Annotated in this window: 14 protein-coding genes; 4 read left to right on the forward strand and 10 right to left on the reverse strand. The window is 65.0% G+C overall.

Annotated elements, in window-relative coordinates:
* Positions 1–156 precede the first annotated feature (156 nt).
* The 6 genes from M1P90_RS06875 to M1P90_RS06900 all read right to left on the reverse strand — a co-directional run bounded on the left by M1P90_RS06875 (position 157) and on the right by M1P90_RS06900 (position 6,778).
* Positions 157–1,125, reverse strand: coding sequence for an ABC transporter permease (locus tag M1P90_RS06875; protein WP_483701863.1), 969 nt, complete (start codon positions 1,123–1,125; stop codon positions 157–159).
* Positions 1,126–1,201: 76 nt separating this feature from the next.
* Positions 1,202–2,317 (reverse strand): ABC transporter permease, encoded by a 1,116-nt coding sequence (locus tag M1P90_RS06880; protein WP_483701864.1) that lies wholly within the window; start codon positions 2,315–2,317, stop codon positions 1,202–1,204.
* Positions 2,314–3,831 carry an ABC transporter ATP-binding protein gene (locus tag M1P90_RS06885; RefSeq protein WP_483701865.1) on the reverse strand — a complete coding sequence of 506 codons (1,518 nt, stop codon included), beginning with the start codon at positions 3,829–3,831 and terminating at the stop codon, positions 2,314–2,316. Before M1P90_RS06885 ends, M1P90_RS06880 begins: the two co-directional genes overlap by 4 nt.
* Before the next feature lie 220 nt (positions 3,832–4,051).
* Complete coding sequence (locus M1P90_RS06890; RefSeq protein ID WP_483701866.1) at positions 4,052–5,401, reverse strand: BMP family ABC transporter substrate-binding protein; 1,350 nt, start codon at positions 5,399–5,401, stop codon at positions 4,052–4,054.
* 246 nt (positions 5,402–5,647) lie between these two features.
* A complete protein-coding gene (locus M1P90_RS06895; protein ID WP_483701867.1) occupies positions 5,648–6,094 on the reverse strand; it encodes a TIGR03668 family PPOX class F420-dependent oxidoreductase in 447 nt (148 codons plus the stop codon).
* 87 nt (positions 6,095–6,181) lie between these two features.
* A complete protein-coding gene (locus M1P90_RS06900; RefSeq protein ID WP_483701868.1) occupies positions 6,182–6,778 on the reverse strand; it encodes a class I SAM-dependent methyltransferase in 597 nt (198 codons plus the stop codon).
* Between the two features lie 264 nt (positions 6,779–7,042).
* Between M1P90_RS06900 and M1P90_RS06905 the strand changes: the two genes are divergently transcribed.
* Positions 7,043–7,825 carry a hypothetical protein gene (locus M1P90_RS06905; RefSeq protein WP_483701869.1) on the forward strand — a complete coding sequence of 261 codons (783 nt, stop codon included), beginning with the start codon at positions 7,043–7,045 and terminating at the stop codon, positions 7,823–7,825.
* Between the two features lie 114 nt (positions 7,826–7,939).
* Positions 7,940–8,626 carry a hypothetical protein gene (locus tag M1P90_RS06910; RefSeq protein ID WP_483701870.1) on the forward strand — a complete coding sequence of 229 codons (687 nt, stop codon included), beginning with the start codon at positions 7,940–7,942 and terminating at the stop codon, positions 8,624–8,626.
* Here the strand turns inward: M1P90_RS06910 and M1P90_RS06915 are convergent.
* The gene (locus M1P90_RS06915) at positions 8,614–9,516 is read right to left on the reverse strand and encodes a methionyl-tRNA formyltransferase (RefSeq protein ID WP_483701871.1); all 903 of its coding nucleotides are present in this window, start codon (positions 9,514–9,516) and stop codon (positions 8,614–8,616) included. The genes M1P90_RS06910 and M1P90_RS06915 overlap by 13 nt on opposite strands.
* Positions 9,517–9,599: 83 nt before the next feature.
* On the opposite strand from M1P90_RS06915, the gene M1P90_RS06920 reads away from it, so the two are divergent.
* Positions 9,600–9,902, forward strand: a complete 303-nt coding sequence (locus M1P90_RS06920) for an oxidative damage protection protein (RefSeq protein ID WP_483701872.1) — start codon at positions 9,600–9,602, stop codon at positions 9,900–9,902.
* A 17-nt stretch (positions 9,903–9,919) separates the two neighbouring features.
* Here M1P90_RS06920 and M1P90_RS06925 read toward each other — a convergent pair whose 3' ends face one another.
* The 3 genes from M1P90_RS06925 to M1P90_RS06935 form a co-directional block, all read right to left on the reverse strand.
* On the reverse strand, positions 9,920–11,164 hold the full coding sequence (locus M1P90_RS06925; RefSeq protein ID WP_483701873.1) for an ATP-grasp domain-containing protein: 1,245 nt from the start codon (positions 11,162–11,164) through the stop codon (positions 9,920–9,922).
* A gap of 393 nt (positions 11,165–11,557) precedes the next feature.
* The gene (locus tag M1P90_RS06930; RefSeq protein ID WP_483701874.1) at positions 11,558–11,923 is read right to left on the reverse strand and encodes a SaoD/DsrE family protein; all 366 of its coding nucleotides are present in this window, start codon (positions 11,921–11,923) and stop codon (positions 11,558–11,560) included.
* A gap of 61 nt (positions 11,924–11,984) precedes the next feature.
* Positions 11,985–13,346, reverse strand: a complete 1,362-nt coding sequence (locus M1P90_RS06935) for a CUAEP/CCAEP-tail radical SAM (seleno)protein (protein WP_483701875.1) — start codon at positions 13,344–13,346, stop codon at positions 11,985–11,987.
* 140 nt (positions 13,347–13,486) lie between these two features.
* Here M1P90_RS06935 and M1P90_RS06940 point away from each other — a divergent pair, with 140 nt between their 5' ends.
* Entirely contained in the window at positions 13,487–14,959 is a 1,473-nt protein-coding gene (locus M1P90_RS06940; RefSeq protein ID WP_483701876.1) for a glycosyltransferase family 4 protein, read from the forward strand.
* Positions 14,960–14,965 lie beyond the last annotated feature (6 nt).

Below are 14,965 nucleotides of genomic sequence, written 5' to 3' on the forward strand. Positions count from 1 at the left end.
TCACTGTCTGCTTGGAGAATGTTTACCACGAAGATACGAAGACACGAAGAACTGGTACGAATTTTTACCACCAAGGCACCAAGACACCAAGGTTCATCTTTCTTCACCTTATGATCTTGGTGCCTTCGTGTCTTCGTGGTTCCGTTACCTCAAAGCTTAGCGCCCGCGTTCGCCGCGCACATACGGCACGCCCAACGCAGCCGGCGCGCCCAGGCGATTGCGCACCGCCTCGCGCGAGCCAAGCACCAGGATGATAATCGTGAAGGCGTAGGGCAGCATTTGCAGGAAAAAGCCCAGGTAGGGGTTGTAGAAGAACGGATTGCGCAGGCCGAGAATGACGTTCGGCCCCTGCACGTCGAGGATCAGGCGGCGCAGCGCGCCAAAGGCATATGCACCAAACATTGCGCGAAGCGGGTTCCACTGCGCAAAAATCACCAGCCCCACCGCGATCCAGCCCTGCCCACTGGTCGTCAGCTCGCTAAACCAGCCCGGCGACACGGCTAGGCTGATTGTTGCGCCCGCCAGCCCGGCCAGCGCGCCGCCAACAAACACATACAGGTAGCGCAGCCGGTAGATATGCACGCCCATCGAGTCGGCGGCGGCGGGGTACTCGCCAATCGCGCGCAGGTTCATGCCGGGGCGTGTGCGGTAGATGTAGTACCATGCGGCGGGCGCGAGCAGGTAGCCGATATACACCATCACGCTCTGGTTGGTGAACAGAATCGGCCCGAGGATGGGGATGAGCGACAGACCCGGGATCGAAAATGCCGGCAGCAGCGCGCCGCCGCCCGCCTTGCTCAGGCCCTCGCCCAGCACCAGGCTCAAACCCGTGCCCACAAAGGTCAGCGCCAGCCCGCTCACCACCTGATCGGCCTGCAGGTTGATCGTAATCACCGCATGGAGCTGGCTGATCAGCCCGCCGACGAGCATCGCGGCCAGCACGCCCAGCCACGGATTGCCGGTCGAAAGCGCAACGCTGAAACCGCTCATCGCGCCCATCAGCATCATGCCCTCGACGCCCAGGTTCAGCACGCCCGCGCGCTCGGCGAAAATTTCGCCTACGGTGGCGAACAGCAGCACCGTGCCGCTTGCAACGCCCGCCTGAAGAATGATGATTGGGTCCATACGTTCCCTAATGCTGAATGTTGAATGCTCAATGTTGAGTTATTTCTTGCCCAACTCAACACTCAGCACTCAAAACTTAAACCTTGCGCAGGCGGACGCGGTAGCGCAGCAGAAAGTCACTCGCGATCAGGCAGACCAGCACAATGCCCTGAATCATCTTGGGAATGCCCGAGGGCTGAATCTCGCGCCCGGCCAGGATCAGCGCGCCAAACAGGATCGACACCAGAATGATCGCGAAGGGGTTGAGCTTGGCCAGCCACGCAACAATAATGCCGGTGAAGCCATAGCCCGGCGAGATCTGGCCTTGCAGGCGGTGCACCACGCCGCTGATTTCCGACATGCCCGCCAGGCCGGCCAGCGCGCCCGACAGCATCAGCACCAGCACGGTGTGGCGCGCAATCGGGATGCCGGCGTACTGCGCAGCGCGCGGGTTGTCGCCAATCAGGCGGATCTCGTAGCCCCAGCGGCTGCGGTTCAGAATCAGCCAGACCACCACCGCCGCCACAACCGCGAAAAGCAGGCCCAGGTGCGTCGTCAGGCCGCTGAATGCGCGCACCGAGCGGGCGAAATCGGCCAGGCGCGGCAGCCATGCGTTTTTGGGGAAAACCGGGCTCATCTGGAAGCCGCCCTCGCTCCACACCCCAAAGATAAAGAAATCGTTCCAGGCAATCGCGATGTAGTTCAGCATCAGCGTCGAGATGATCTCGTTGACGTTGAAGCGCGCCTTCAGAATGCCGGGAATAAAACCCCAGGCCGCGCCCGCCACCATGCCCGCGATCATCATGAGCGGGATGACGACCCAGCGCGAGGTTGTGGGCGACACCAGCGGCAAGAGCACCACCGCGCTCGCGCCCCACGCGCCAAGAAAGAACTGGCCCTCGGCGCCGATGTTCCACAGGCGCATGCGGAAAGCCAGCGCGCAGGCCAGCCCCACCAGCATCAGCGGCGTGGCCTTCACCAGCGTGTCGGAAAACACGGCGATGCTGCCAAACGATGAGCGCGCAATCTGCGCATAGGCCACCAGCGGGTTGCCGCCCACCAGCGCCAGCACAATCGCGCCAATCAGCAGCGCCAGCACAATCGCGCCGATGGAAACCAGCGGCGGCAGCCAGCCCGGCACCGTTTCGCGTGGGATCACACGAATGCTGAATGGCAGCCCGCGCCGTGGCAGGGGGGATGGTTGTGCGCTCATATCGCTCCTGTCGACCCGGTCATTAGCTGGCCGATCCACTCGACATCGCCCGATTCCACCTCGCCAACGATTGTGCCTTCGTAGATCACGGCGATTCGGTCGCTGAGCGACAGCAGCTCGTCCAGCTCTTCGGAAATCAGCAGAATCGCCACGCCCGATTTGCGCTGCTCGAGCAGCAGCTTATGCACGACCTCGACCGCGCCAACATCCAAGCCCTGGGTTGGCTGCATTGCGATCATCGCCTTGGGGTCGGTGGTGATCTCGCGCGCCAGGATCAGGCGTTGCAGGTTGCCGCCCGAAAGCAGGCGCGCCTGCGTTTCCACCGAGGGCGCGCTGATTTCATACGATTGCTTGAGGCGCTTGGCGAAGGCATTGGCCTCGCCGGCATCCAGCCGCCAGCCCTGCCCGATTGGCGATTGCATGTACTGCTTCATGATCAGGTTGTCGGTCAGGCTGAGGTTGGGCGAGCTGCCGACTTTGTTGCGATCTTCGGGCACGTGTGCGAGGCCGCGCTCGATCGCCTTGCGCACCGGCTGGTTGGTGATATCTTCGCCATTGAGCTGGATGCGCCCGCCGGTTGCGCGCCGCAGGCCGGTGGCAACTTCGGCCAGCTCGCGCTGCCCGTTGCCCGCCACGCCCGCCAGCCCAACGATCTCGCCCGCGTGTACCTGCAGGTTGAGGTTGCGCAGCGCGGGCAGGCCGCGGTCGTTTTCGGCGCTCAGGTTCTCGAACGAAAGCACCACCGGCCCAGGCTCCTGCGCCTCGCGCTCAACGCGAAACAGCACATCGCGCCCAACCATCAGGCGCGCAAGCTCGCCGGTGGTGGTCGAGGCGGTTGGCACGTCGGCGGCGGTAACTTTGCCGCGCCGCATCACCGTCACGCGGTCGGCGATTGACACGACTTCGTTGAGCTTGTGGCTGATGAAAATGATCGACTTGCCCTGCGCCGTCATGCCGCGCAGTGTCTTGAAGAGTTGCTCGGTTTCGGCGGGGCCAAGCACGGCGGTCGGTTCGTCGAGGATGAGCACATCCGCGCCGCGATACAGCATTTTGAGGATTTCGACGCGCTGCTGCTCGCCAACCGAAAGCTGCCAGATCTTGGCGCGCGGGTCGACCTTCAGGCCGAACTGCTCGCCCAATTCCGCAACGCGGCGCTCGTTTTCGGCCAGTCGCAGGCGGAAGCGCGGGTGTTCGAGCCCGAGCAGAATGTTTTCGGTGACCGACTGCGAGGGCACCAGCATGAAGTGCTGGTGGATCATGCCGATGCCGGCTTCGATGGCCTGGCGCGGCGAGCCAAAGCTTGCTGGCGTGCCATGCACCGCGATTGTGCCCTCGTCGGCGCGGTAGAGCCCGGCCAGAATGTTCATCAGGGTCGATTTGCCCGCGCCATTTTCGCCCAGCAGCGCATGAATCTCGCCGCGCCGCAATTCAAAATCGACATGGTCGCTGGCCAGCACACCAGGGAAGCGCTTGACAATGCCGCGCATGGCGACGACGGGTGGCGTATCGTTCATGGATCGTTTACCTGGCTCTATAGCAGTTTGCAGTCGTCAGGTGCAGTAGGCAGTTGCTTTTTCCGCACTCCAACGCACTTCTTGTTGGTGCTGGAATGGTCAAGTGTTCTGCAAACCGCTCTATGCGACCTGCACTCAAACCAGACAAGGAGACAAGCGGACAGGGAGATACTCAAAGCTCCGTGTCTCTTGTCTCCTCGTCTCCTTGTCTACGGCGAGGCTAGCTCAGCTTCGGCAGCTCGGCGCTGATGCCCTCGGCCCACCAGTACATGCAGAACTTGCAGCCCGACTTGGGATCGAACTGGTCGAGGTCGGCCTGCTCGAGCTTCTGGCCGGCCGGGACGATCTCCTTGCCGGTGTTATCCTTGATCGGGCCGGCAAACACGTCGAAGCGCGTGAACTCGCCTTTCTGCATCTTCGCCAGCGTGTCCTTGACCTGCTGGATCACGTCGGCGGGCAGGTCGCTCACGCCCTTGGTCGGCGTCTGGCCGTCCATGAAGCCATACAGGCCCAGCGCGCCGCTATCGGCGTCGAAGTAGTCGTAGCCAACCTTGTAGCTGCCATCCTGCACAGCTTTGGCAATGCGCGAGTAAACCGGGCCCCAGTTCCAGTACGGCGCGGTGAGGCAGCGCTCAACCTTGCACGAACCCGACCAGTCGTAGGTGATGCCCCACTTGCCCTTTTCCTGCGCCACATCCGCCGAGGCGGGCGTGTCGGCGCCCGTGAACACCACCTGCGCGCCCGCGTCGAACAGCGAGGCCGCGCCTTCCTTTTCCTTCACCGGGTCGTGCCAGGTGTTGATCCAGCGCACGTCGAGCGTGCAGTCGGGGCAGGTTTTGCGCATGCCAAGCGCGAAGGCATTGCCCAGGCGCAGCTCTTCGGGGATGGGGAAGGTCGCCATGTAGCCGATTTTGGGGTTGCCATCCTGCTTGGCGCGCGCGCCGGCCAGCATGCCGGCCAGGTACTTCATGCTTTCCATCGCGCCGAACAGGTTGCCGAAGTTGGTGTTGTTGGTCTTGTAGCCGCTAACGTGAACGTAGGTGATGTCGGGGAACTCATCGGCCACGGTCGCCATCGGGTCCATGAAGCCGAACGACGTGCCAAAGATCAGGTTGAAGCCCTTGCGCGAGAGGCTGCGGAACACCTGCTCGGAGTCGGCGCCCTCGGGCACGTTCTCGACATAGGCGGTGTGGACGTTCGGCACATCCTTCTCAAGGAACTGCAAGCCCTCGTAGTGCGCCTGCGACCAGCCGCCGTCGTCGTGCGGGCCAATCAGCACCATGGCCACGTTGAACTTGCCTTCTTCAACGGCAGGAATCTGGAAGTTGCCTTCGGCGGCGGGGGCAGCGGTCGCTTCCGCAGCTGGAGCAGCAGTGGCCTCAGCGGCTGGTGCGGCGGTTGCTTCCGCAGCCGGGGCGGCAGTGGCCTCGGCCGCAGACGCGGCTGCGGTTGGCTCGGCAGCCGGGGCGGCGGTGGGCGCAGCGGCAGGGGTGCCGCCACCACAGGCGCTCAGCAGCAACGCCATCAGGATCAGTGCGCTGGCCCAGCGCAAAAGTAAGCCCGTTCGCATGGTTCTCTCCTTGTGAAATCTGTTTACCGACAACGATCTCGGTATCGCAGCGCGCCAGTGCGCAGTAACCGCCAGGAAAGGTGATCGAAAACGCGGGCAACCGACTTTCGCCGATGCCCGCGTCGCTGGAATGCATCATGGCCATTGCGCGTAGGAGATAGAAACATATGGCAATCGGGCTGCGCTGCCCCGCTGTACTTGTGCGGCGTTGAGTGGCACGGAGTATAGCCGAGGGCGGGCGAGATGTCAAGAAATTGTGAAATCTTCCAGCCGGCCCCAGGCCACCACGCGCTGCGGCTCGATCACGATCATGGCGTGCTGTTCAATTGGCATAGTTACGTATTGCGGGTAGCGCGCCCGCAGCAGCGCCACCGCTGGCGCGTGCCGCACATCCTCGGGCGGCAGCAGCGCGGCGCGCCCCTGAATGAGCAGGTAGGCCAGCGCGCTCCAGTCCTCGCTGTAGCGGTCGATCACCAGCGCAACCTGCGGGTTTTCGAGAATGTTGCGCACGCGCTTGAGGCGCTCGGGTGGCACGCGCTTGGGCTTGGCATCCAGCGCGATGAACAGGCGCGCGCCGTCGCAGGCGTAGCACACCGGGATGGCATGCGGCATTCCCACGGCGTCGGCGCTGGCCAGCCGGCCCACGCGCTGCGCTGCCAGAAAGCGTAGTTGCTCGGGTGAGAATAGCGTCATTCGGTACCTGGCGGATTTTCAAGAAAGCGATGCGGGAATCAGGGCAGCGTTTCTGCAATGTAATCGCTAAACCCTATTCCCCATTCCCTAACCCTGTGCTGAAAGCGCACCTAGCGGCTTGTGCGCGTCGAGGATGAGCGACACAAAGCCCCACTGCCCGTTCTGGTTGCGGTGGTCGCTGCGCAAGGAGCGGTAGATCGCGCCGTCGGCGGGGTCCCACTGGTTGTAGTGAAAGCGCCCGTTTTCGTCGCAATACTCCAGCAGGTCGACGACGAAGCCCGCGCTGGCGAATATTTCCGCAAAGCGGCGGTACTCATACACAATCTTGTGGTCGGCGGCGGGATGGTCGGCCGGGCCGGGGCCACCAACCTGCGCCATGCGCTGGTACTCGGCGTTCGGGAAGTTGCCGTCGGGCACGGCCACGCGCAAGGTGCCGCCGGGCCGCAGAAAGGCAAAGCAGGTGCGCGCAGCCTCGCGGCCTTGTTCTTCCGTCAGGTGCTCCCAGACGTGCTCGCACAGCAGCGCGTCGGCGCGGCGCGCGCCCAGGCTCGCCGCCCAGCCGGCCGGGTCGAGCAGATCGAGCTGTTCGCGCTGTGTGGCGACCCAGCCGGGGTAGTGTTGCTGGCCCGCGCCAATAATAATCTTCAGCGGCGCATCGGCCGGCAGGGTGCTGAGATCGAGCATTCGTACATTCCTTTTCGCTTGATTGTACCGCATTCTTTTTATTTTAAACTATTTCTTGATGTTTTTGTGAGAATATTCTTGATAGCTACCTGATACGACGCTGAACTGCACAACGGTGAATTTCACACCTGCGGAGTACGCTATTCAGCGAAATATCATTATAAAGTCGGAGCGTTATGTGTATGCTTGATGCAACGTTGAGCTCGACTAAGGCGTCATTAGTAATACGAAACGCCACTGTGGCGCTTCGAAAGTGAGGAAACAATGCAACGATATATACGCATCCTGGGTGTTATCGCCGTTATGGTGGCGTTGGCGGCATCGTTTGCCGCGCCCAGCGGTAGCGCCAGGGCGGCTGGTATTGCAACCGGGCGCGGCTGGTACCTGCGCAACTTCAACACCGGTGGCGTTGCCAGCGTGGGCTTCTTCTACGGCCTGCCGGGCGATATTCCGATCGCGGGCGACTGGAACGGCGACGGCATCGACACCCCCGGCGTGGTGCGCGGGAATGTCTGGTACCTGAGCAATACGCTGTCGGGCGGTATCGCAACCAAGGTGTTCACCTATGGCCTGCCGGGCGACAAGCCGATCGTAGGCGACTGGAATGGCGACGGCTACGATACCATTGGCGTTGTGCGCGGCAGCACCTGGATGCTGCGCAACTCGAACAGCAGCGGCGTCGCGAGCGCGACCTTCAGCTATGGCGCGTACACCGACCGCCCGATTGTGGGCGACTGGAATGGCGACGGCATCGATACCCCTGGCGTGGTGCGGGGCAGCGCGTGGCTGCTGCGCAACTTCAACAGCAACGGCATCGCCAACATCTCCTTCAACTATGGCGCGTACACCGACCGCCCGATTGTGGGCGACTGGAACCGCGACGGCGTCGACACCCCCGGTGTTGTGCGTGGGAATAGCTGGCTGCTGCGCAACTTCAACAGCAACGGTATCGCCAACGTCGCTTTCGCCTACGGCGCATACACCGACTTCCCGGTTGTGGGCGACTGGAACGCCGACGGCTACGACACCCCCGGTGTTGTGCGCTAGCACTATGGCCGAACGCTTGCGGGGCAACAGCACGATCACACGCTGATCGTGCTGTTGCATTTTTGCGCTCTGGCGCGTACGATCGGCGTATGATACCGCTGTATGGAGAAAAACATGCAACCTGCCCGCAACGAAATTCGCTATGCTGCCGAGATCGCGCATGTGCGGGAAGCCACGCTGGCCGGCACGGCCGATCACGACTTCTGGGCGGCGCGGCTCCAGCCCTACGGGCTGCGCGTCTATGCCCCTGCCGGCGCGGCGCAGGTTGTGATCAGCGCAAGCGCGCTGCGGTGGCGGGGCTTTCGCTTTCGCGAGCTGATTGTCTCGATTGCGACCTGCGCCGATGCACCCGCCGCCGAGGCCGACAGTTCCTTTCTCGCCCAGGGCTTTAGCTCGTCGCGCCTGCTGGCGTGGGCCGAACGGCGCTTGTTTGCGACGCCATATGCCTGGGCCGAAACGCGCCTTGATGTCGTCAGGCCACGTATAGAAACGCTGCTCGGCGGGCGGGCGCTGTTTGCCGCGCAGATGGGCGAGCCGCGTGCTGCGCGCCACGACGATGCAGGATGGAGCGGGCGCGTGTTTCTGCCAGGCCTGCCTGCTGAGCCCCGCCGCTTTTTCTCTGTGTCGCTTCAGGGCGCGCAGGCGATCTATCCCTTTGATGCCAGCAGCGATACTATCGCGCTCTCGCCCGACGCGCGCGCCCCGGTATTCGAATGGCTCGTGGCCTCGCACTTCACGCCCAGCGAATGGCGTATCCGCGCCGACGCAACGCACGCACGCTCACCGAGCTACACGGGCTGAGCAGCCGCCCGCGCCAGCAGCACGCCCGGCGCAAGCTGCACGCGAATGCGCTCGCCTTCACGCACGAATGGCACCCCCAGAATTCCTTCTGCTTCGTAGCTCAGCGCCTCTGCAAGCAGCAGGTCGGTGCTGCCAGCGCGCAGGTGGTAGGGTTCGCCCCACTCGGCTGTGCCGCGCATGAACTTGAACGCCCGCCGCGCCGACCAATCCACGCCGATGCGCCAATCCTCCGCGCCGGGCCAGCCCTCGTAGCTGCCGCCGGCTGGCTGTGGCTGGGCCGCCAGCGTGCCCGCCGCCAGGTCGCGCAGCGTGTCGAGCAGCAGCTCCGCGCCCAGGTGGGCGGTGCCCGTTTCCGCAGCCGCCCCGCTCATGCCGTCGGGCAGGGCGAAGCGCGCCTGCCGCACGATTGGCCCGCTGTCGAAGCTGGCGTCCATCTGGTGGATCGTCACCCCCGTGTTCGCTTCACCCGCGCGAAAAGCCCAGAACAAGGGCGCAGGCCCGCGATGCGCCGGCAGCAGCGAGGGATGGACATTCAGAACGCCGTGTGGTGGCAGATCGAGCAGCGCGGGCGGCAGGCGCAGCGGAAAGCACGCCACACACGCCACATCCGGGCGCAGCGCCGCCAGCGTGGCAAGGGTTTCGGGCGCGTCGGCGCGGCGCAGCTCGAACACTGGCAGGCTGCGCGCCCAGGCGCGCTCGGCCAGCGTGGGCGTGGCAGAAGCAAGTGGTAGCAGCGGCGGGTAGAGCTGCGCAATTGGCGCGGGGGCACTGGCGCGCGCCCAGCGGCCGGCCGGCAGCATCACGCCGCAGATTTCCGCCCCTGCGGCAAGCAGCGCACGTAGCACAATCGACGAGGTGGCGCAGGGCATCCCAGCAAACAGCACGCGCATGTTGACACTCGGGCGAAACGGGCTATACTGCACCCACCAGAACCGAACGAACTGCACACGCAGGCAAGCACAAGAGGGCGATCATGGCGCGAATGGTGCACTGTGTCAAATTTGGCCGCGAGCTGCCCGGCCTCGCCGCGCCGCCATTTCCCGGCCCGCTTGGCGAGCGCATTTTTCGCGAAGTGTCGCAGCAGGCCTGGAACCTCTGGCCGGCACAGGCGACGCTGATTATCAACCACTACGGCCTGAACCTGGCCGACCCGCAGGCGCAGCAGATGCTGATGCAGGCCATGGAAGATTTCTTCTTTGGCGACAACGCCCAGCTGCCCGATGGCTGGTCGCCGCCCGCGCGCCCGGCCAAGGGTGGCGCGCCCCGCCGTAAATAAGCCGGCGCTGCTTCCCGCTACAGGCTTAGCGTAAAACTCGGCACGATCTCGAAGTGCAGGCGTGCATGGGCTTCGCGCAGCGCCCGCTCGACGCTGGCGGCCCGCTCGCCGCGCGCGAAAATAAAGCCCAGGTAGCTGTCGCCCTCGGGCAGCGGCACAATCGGGTTATGCAGCGGCGCGGTGATCTCGACATCCTCCACGCCCGGCACGGCCCGCGCCTCTTCCACACCCGACACACCGCGCAGCATGCCGGCGCCCGGGATCGGTATCATCATCACGCCGCCCGCCTGCCCGGCGCGGCTCAATTCCTCAAGTGGCATGCCGCAGGCCTGGCGAATGATCAGCTCCTCTAGCGAGGCGTCGGTGCCGAAGCGCAGCGTTTGCGAGCACAGCCCGCCAATCGAGCGCCCGGCCAGCTCGACGATCCACGGCCCGCGCCGGTTCACGCGCAGCTCGGCGTGCATTGGCCCGGCGCGCAGCCCAATCGCCTGGGCGGCATGCGCGGCACATTCGCCAATGGCAGTTTGCACATCGGGCGGCAGGCGCGACGGCGTGACATAGATCGTTTCTTCGAAAAACGGGCCATCCAGCGGGTCGGGCTTGTCGAACAGCGCCAGCACGCGCAGCACGCCATTGTCGAGCATGCCCTCCAGCGCCACCTCGAAGCCGGGAATGAAATCTTCGACCAGAAAGGGCTTGGGGCCAGGCTGCGGCTCGGTGGTTTCGAGCAGCGCGGCCAGCCGCCGCACCGCCGCCACAAACTCGGCCGGGTCGTCGGCGCGGATCACGCCACGGCTGCCGTTCAGGCGCAGCGGCTTGACCACGCACGGGTAGGCGACCTGCCCGGCCAGCGCAGGGATGTCGTCGCCCGTCGAGCACAGGCGATACGCTGGCACCGGCACGCCATGCCGGTCGAGCGCCTTGCGCATCACATACTTGTCGCGGGCAGCCTCGGCGGCAGCGGGCGCGTTATGCGGCAAGCCCAGTGCGGCGCTGGCCGCCGCCGCCAGCTCGCTGCCGCTGTCGTCCACGGCGATGATTGCGCGCAGGGGCGTGTGCGCGGCAAAATCGGTGATCGCGGCGACGGCGGCAGCCGGGTTTACGAAATCGATCCCAAGCTGGCGCGCGCCCGCTCCGGCCAGCGCGGCCGGCATGTCGAGCGCGGTAATCACCTCGACGCCCAGACGCTCGGCGGCGGCCAGAAAGGCCGGGTTGCGGTAGGAGTTCGCGGTGCTGAGCAGCAGAATGCGGTTTATTTCCATAGCCTTGTTTTCAGGTTGCAAGTTACCGAGTTGCACGTTTACAAGTTAGAAGGTTGCAGGTTGGCAGGTTGCGAGGGTGTCACGAAACGTTCTGCCGCGCGGGGCTGAAGCCGCCGCGCTACCGAGCGACGCCCGCTGAAGCGGGCTTAACAAATGCCAGATCAAGCCCGCTTATGGTCTTTCACAAATGAACCCGAACAGCCCGCGAAGGCGGGCTTCGCCGCAATCTAGCCCGCTGCTTTAGCGGCCGGGCAAAAGTGATTGTTGGATTATTTTGTAAATCTTCATCAGCGGGCATCGCTCATTGCAAGTTACCGGGTTGCAGGTTACCAAGTTGCAAGTTGGCAGGTTAATGACAACTTGCAACCTGTCAACTTTCCAACCTGCAAACCGCTACAGCGTGATCACCTGATCGGGCGGGTTGGGCGCGAGCGCGGCATAGAGATCGGGGAAGCAGCCGACGTGCACGCCTTCGACGGTGCCGCTCGGGACGCACGCGCCCGGCTCGCCCTCGGCCAGGCCGCGCTCAAGCGCGCACTGGTCGCACATCATCAGCAGAATGCCCAGCTCCTTCGCCACCACGGCCAGCCGCTCGCCAATCGGGTCCCCAGCGCGCAAAATGTAGTTGTTGTCGTCGAAGAACATCATGCCCACCACGTCCGCGCCGTGGCGGCGCTCCTCAAGCTGCGGCAGGATCATCTTGCCCAGCTTGTAGCTGGCGGTGTGGCCGGAGGTGCTGAAAATGTAGGCGACTTTCATTTGCTTCCTTTCTGTGGCTTCAAACAAACTCAGGAGCCGACGGCTCCTCATCGGGCTCGGCTCAGCAGTACCAGGGCTCGCTCATATGCGGGATGGGCCGCCAGTCGGCGCGGCGGGCCTGCTCGCGCTGGGCGTGTGCCGAAACGGGCGCATCCAGCGCGGTCTGCGCCAGCCGCAATACCTCGGCAAAGTGCTCGTGCCGCGATGCGCGGCGCACCCGCACCGCGCTCAACACCTGCCGGTACAGCGCATCGACGCCGGGGTCGGGGTGCTGCCAGGGGTAGACCAGCGCCGCGCTGTCGAAGGGCTGCACCAGCGCACGCACTTCGGGCAATTCCAGCAAGCGCGACTGCGCCGGAATGAGCAGGCGAATCGCGTACTGAATTGGCGCAACATGCTCGATCAGGTCAAGCTCAGCAATCAGCTCCAGAAGCTCGACATAACCCCGCCGCGTCGTCCAGGGCGTGAAGGTCACAAAGGTTGGGTTGAGTGTCAGCCCAAGCTCGCGCAGCAGGCCAGCGGCGCGCACAAAATCGGCGCGGGTGTGGCGCTTGTCGAAGCGCGCCAGCGTGGCGTCGTCGGCCGACTCGACCGCGCTGGTGATGAACAGGCAGCCAGTGTCGCGCAGCACCGGCAGCAGCGCGGCGTGGCGCAGCAGGTGCTCGATCTTGATCGTGACATCGTAGGTGAGTGCGGGGAACTCGGCGTGCATTTCCTGCACCAGCGCAATGGCGTGCCCCGGCCCATTGAAGAAATCCGGGTCGCCAAAGGTGATGTGGCCCGCGCCCGCCGCGACCTGCTGGCGCACATCTTCCAGCACCACAGCGCGCTGCACCACGCGGAAGCGCCCGCCATACACCGGCACAATCGGGCAGTGGCGGCAGGTATGCTTGCAGCCTCGGCTGGCCTCGGTGTAGCCAGCGGTGCGATGCTGGCTGCCTTCCAGCGCGACATGCGCATAGTGGGCGAGTGGCGGCAGGCCGGCGCGCTCAGGCGGCAGGAATTCCTGCTTCACCAGCGACACGCGCGGCTCGGGCTGGGCAGCGGGTGTTTCCGACGCGGCCAGCCGACGGTACAGCGCCACCAGCCCGCTTTCGAACTCACCGCCAAGAATGGTACCGACGCCGCGCGCCCGCAGCCACTCCTCATTCAGCGGCGCGTAGAGCCCGTAGGCGCACAGGTGCGCGCGTGGGTTCGCTGCCCGCACCTGCGCGATGGCATCGGCGGCCAGGCGCGTGGCGGTGTGCATGGGCAGGTAAAACGCGACCAGCGCGGCGTCTTCCACCACATCGGCATCGAACTGCTGCACCGCCAGGTCGAGACAGGCGACTTGCGCGCCAGCACGCGCCAGCCACGCCGTTGGCGAAGCCAGCCCAAAGGGCTGGTGGCCAAGCTCGTAGGTCGAAATCAGGACAACGTTCATTGCTCATTCCACTGCTGTTGCGCTGCCGGAGTATACACGCCAGCGCGGCGATGCGCAAGCGCGGTTGACGCGCCCGCCAATCGGCTGTACCATTCGCGCGGTGCGGCGTGCAAAGCGCCGGCAAGCACGTTATGGGAACTATGAGTCAGCACACTCGCCCGCGCATTCTAATCATCAATCACGACGTCGTCGGCCAGCGGATGGCCGGGCCGGGCATTCGCGCCTGGCATATGGCGCGCGTGCTGGCCGCACATGGCGCAGTGACGCTGATCGCGCCACGGCCAATCGATCTTCAGTCGCCCAATTTTGCCTGTGGCGATTATAGCTGGGGCGATGCGGCGTCGCTGGCTGGCTGGCTGGAGCGCGCCGACGTGGTGGTGGCGAATGGCTTTGTGCTCGAAGTTCATCCTGAGCTGGCGAACGTTCCGCAGCCGCTCGCGCTCGACCTCTATGATCCGGTGCTGCTCGAAAACCTTGAGCTGATGCGCGAACAGCCGCCCGAGGCGCGCGCCGCCCGCGCCGCCACCGACCAGCAACTGCTGGCGCGGCAGCTCGCCGCTGGCGATTTCTTTCTGTGCGCCACCGAGCGCCAGCGCGACCTCTACCTCGGCGCGCTGATGCTGGCAGGCCGGCTCACGCCTGCGCAGATCGATGCCGACGCAACCGCGCGCGCCCTGATCGATGTCGCGCCGTTTGGGCTCGACCCGACGCCGCCTGTGCGGCAAGGGCCGGCTTTACGCGGCGTGCTGCCCGGCATTGGTGCAGACGACCCGCTGCTGCTGTGGACGGGCGGGCTGTGGGATTGGCTCGACCCGCTGACGCTGATCGACGCCATGCCGCAGGTAGCGGAACGCCACCCAACGGCGCGGCTGGTGTTTCTGGCCGGGCGGCACCCCGGCGCAGCCACGGCGATGCGCATGCCCGAGCGCGCCCGCGCCCGCGCCGCCGAATGCGGCTTGCTCGGCACGCACATTGTTTTCTACGACGAGTGGGTGCCCTACGAACGCCGCGCCGACTTCCTGCTCGACGCGACGGTGGCCGTCTCGCTGCATCGCAACCACCTCGAAACTGCCTACGCCGCCGTGCGCTCGCGCTTTCTCGATCACCTGTGGGCGGGTTTGCCCAGCCTGGTAAGCGATGGCGACGCCGCCGCCGACCTTGTGCGCGCCCACGGCCTGGGCGCGGTTGTGCCGCCCGGCGATGCCCCGGCAACCGCCGCCGCGCTGATTGCCCTGCTAAACGACCCGGCCGAACTGGCGGCGTGTGGGGCGCGCGCTCACGCGCTGGCGCAGGGTTTTGCGTGGGAGCGGGCGTTGGGGCCGTTAGTGCAGTTTTGCCAGCAGCCACACGCCGGCAAGCGCGCCGCGTCGCTACTGCCTGCCATATATCGCAAGCCTGGGAAAACGGTTATGCGTGAGCAAGAACGCGATCTCATTCGGCATCTGGAAGCGAGCTGGCAACTTGCAGCGCCGGCAGGCGCGGGGCTGCGCGGGATGGCGCAGCGGCTAGCATGGCGTGCGCTTGCGCCGTTGCTGGCGCAGCAGCGCCAGTTTAATGCCGCCTTGCTCAAGCTCCTGTATGTGCGCTCGGAAGCCAGCGATGAGGGGCCATAAAAGAAG

The organism is Kouleothrix sp. 19917 (assembly GCF_057073505.1).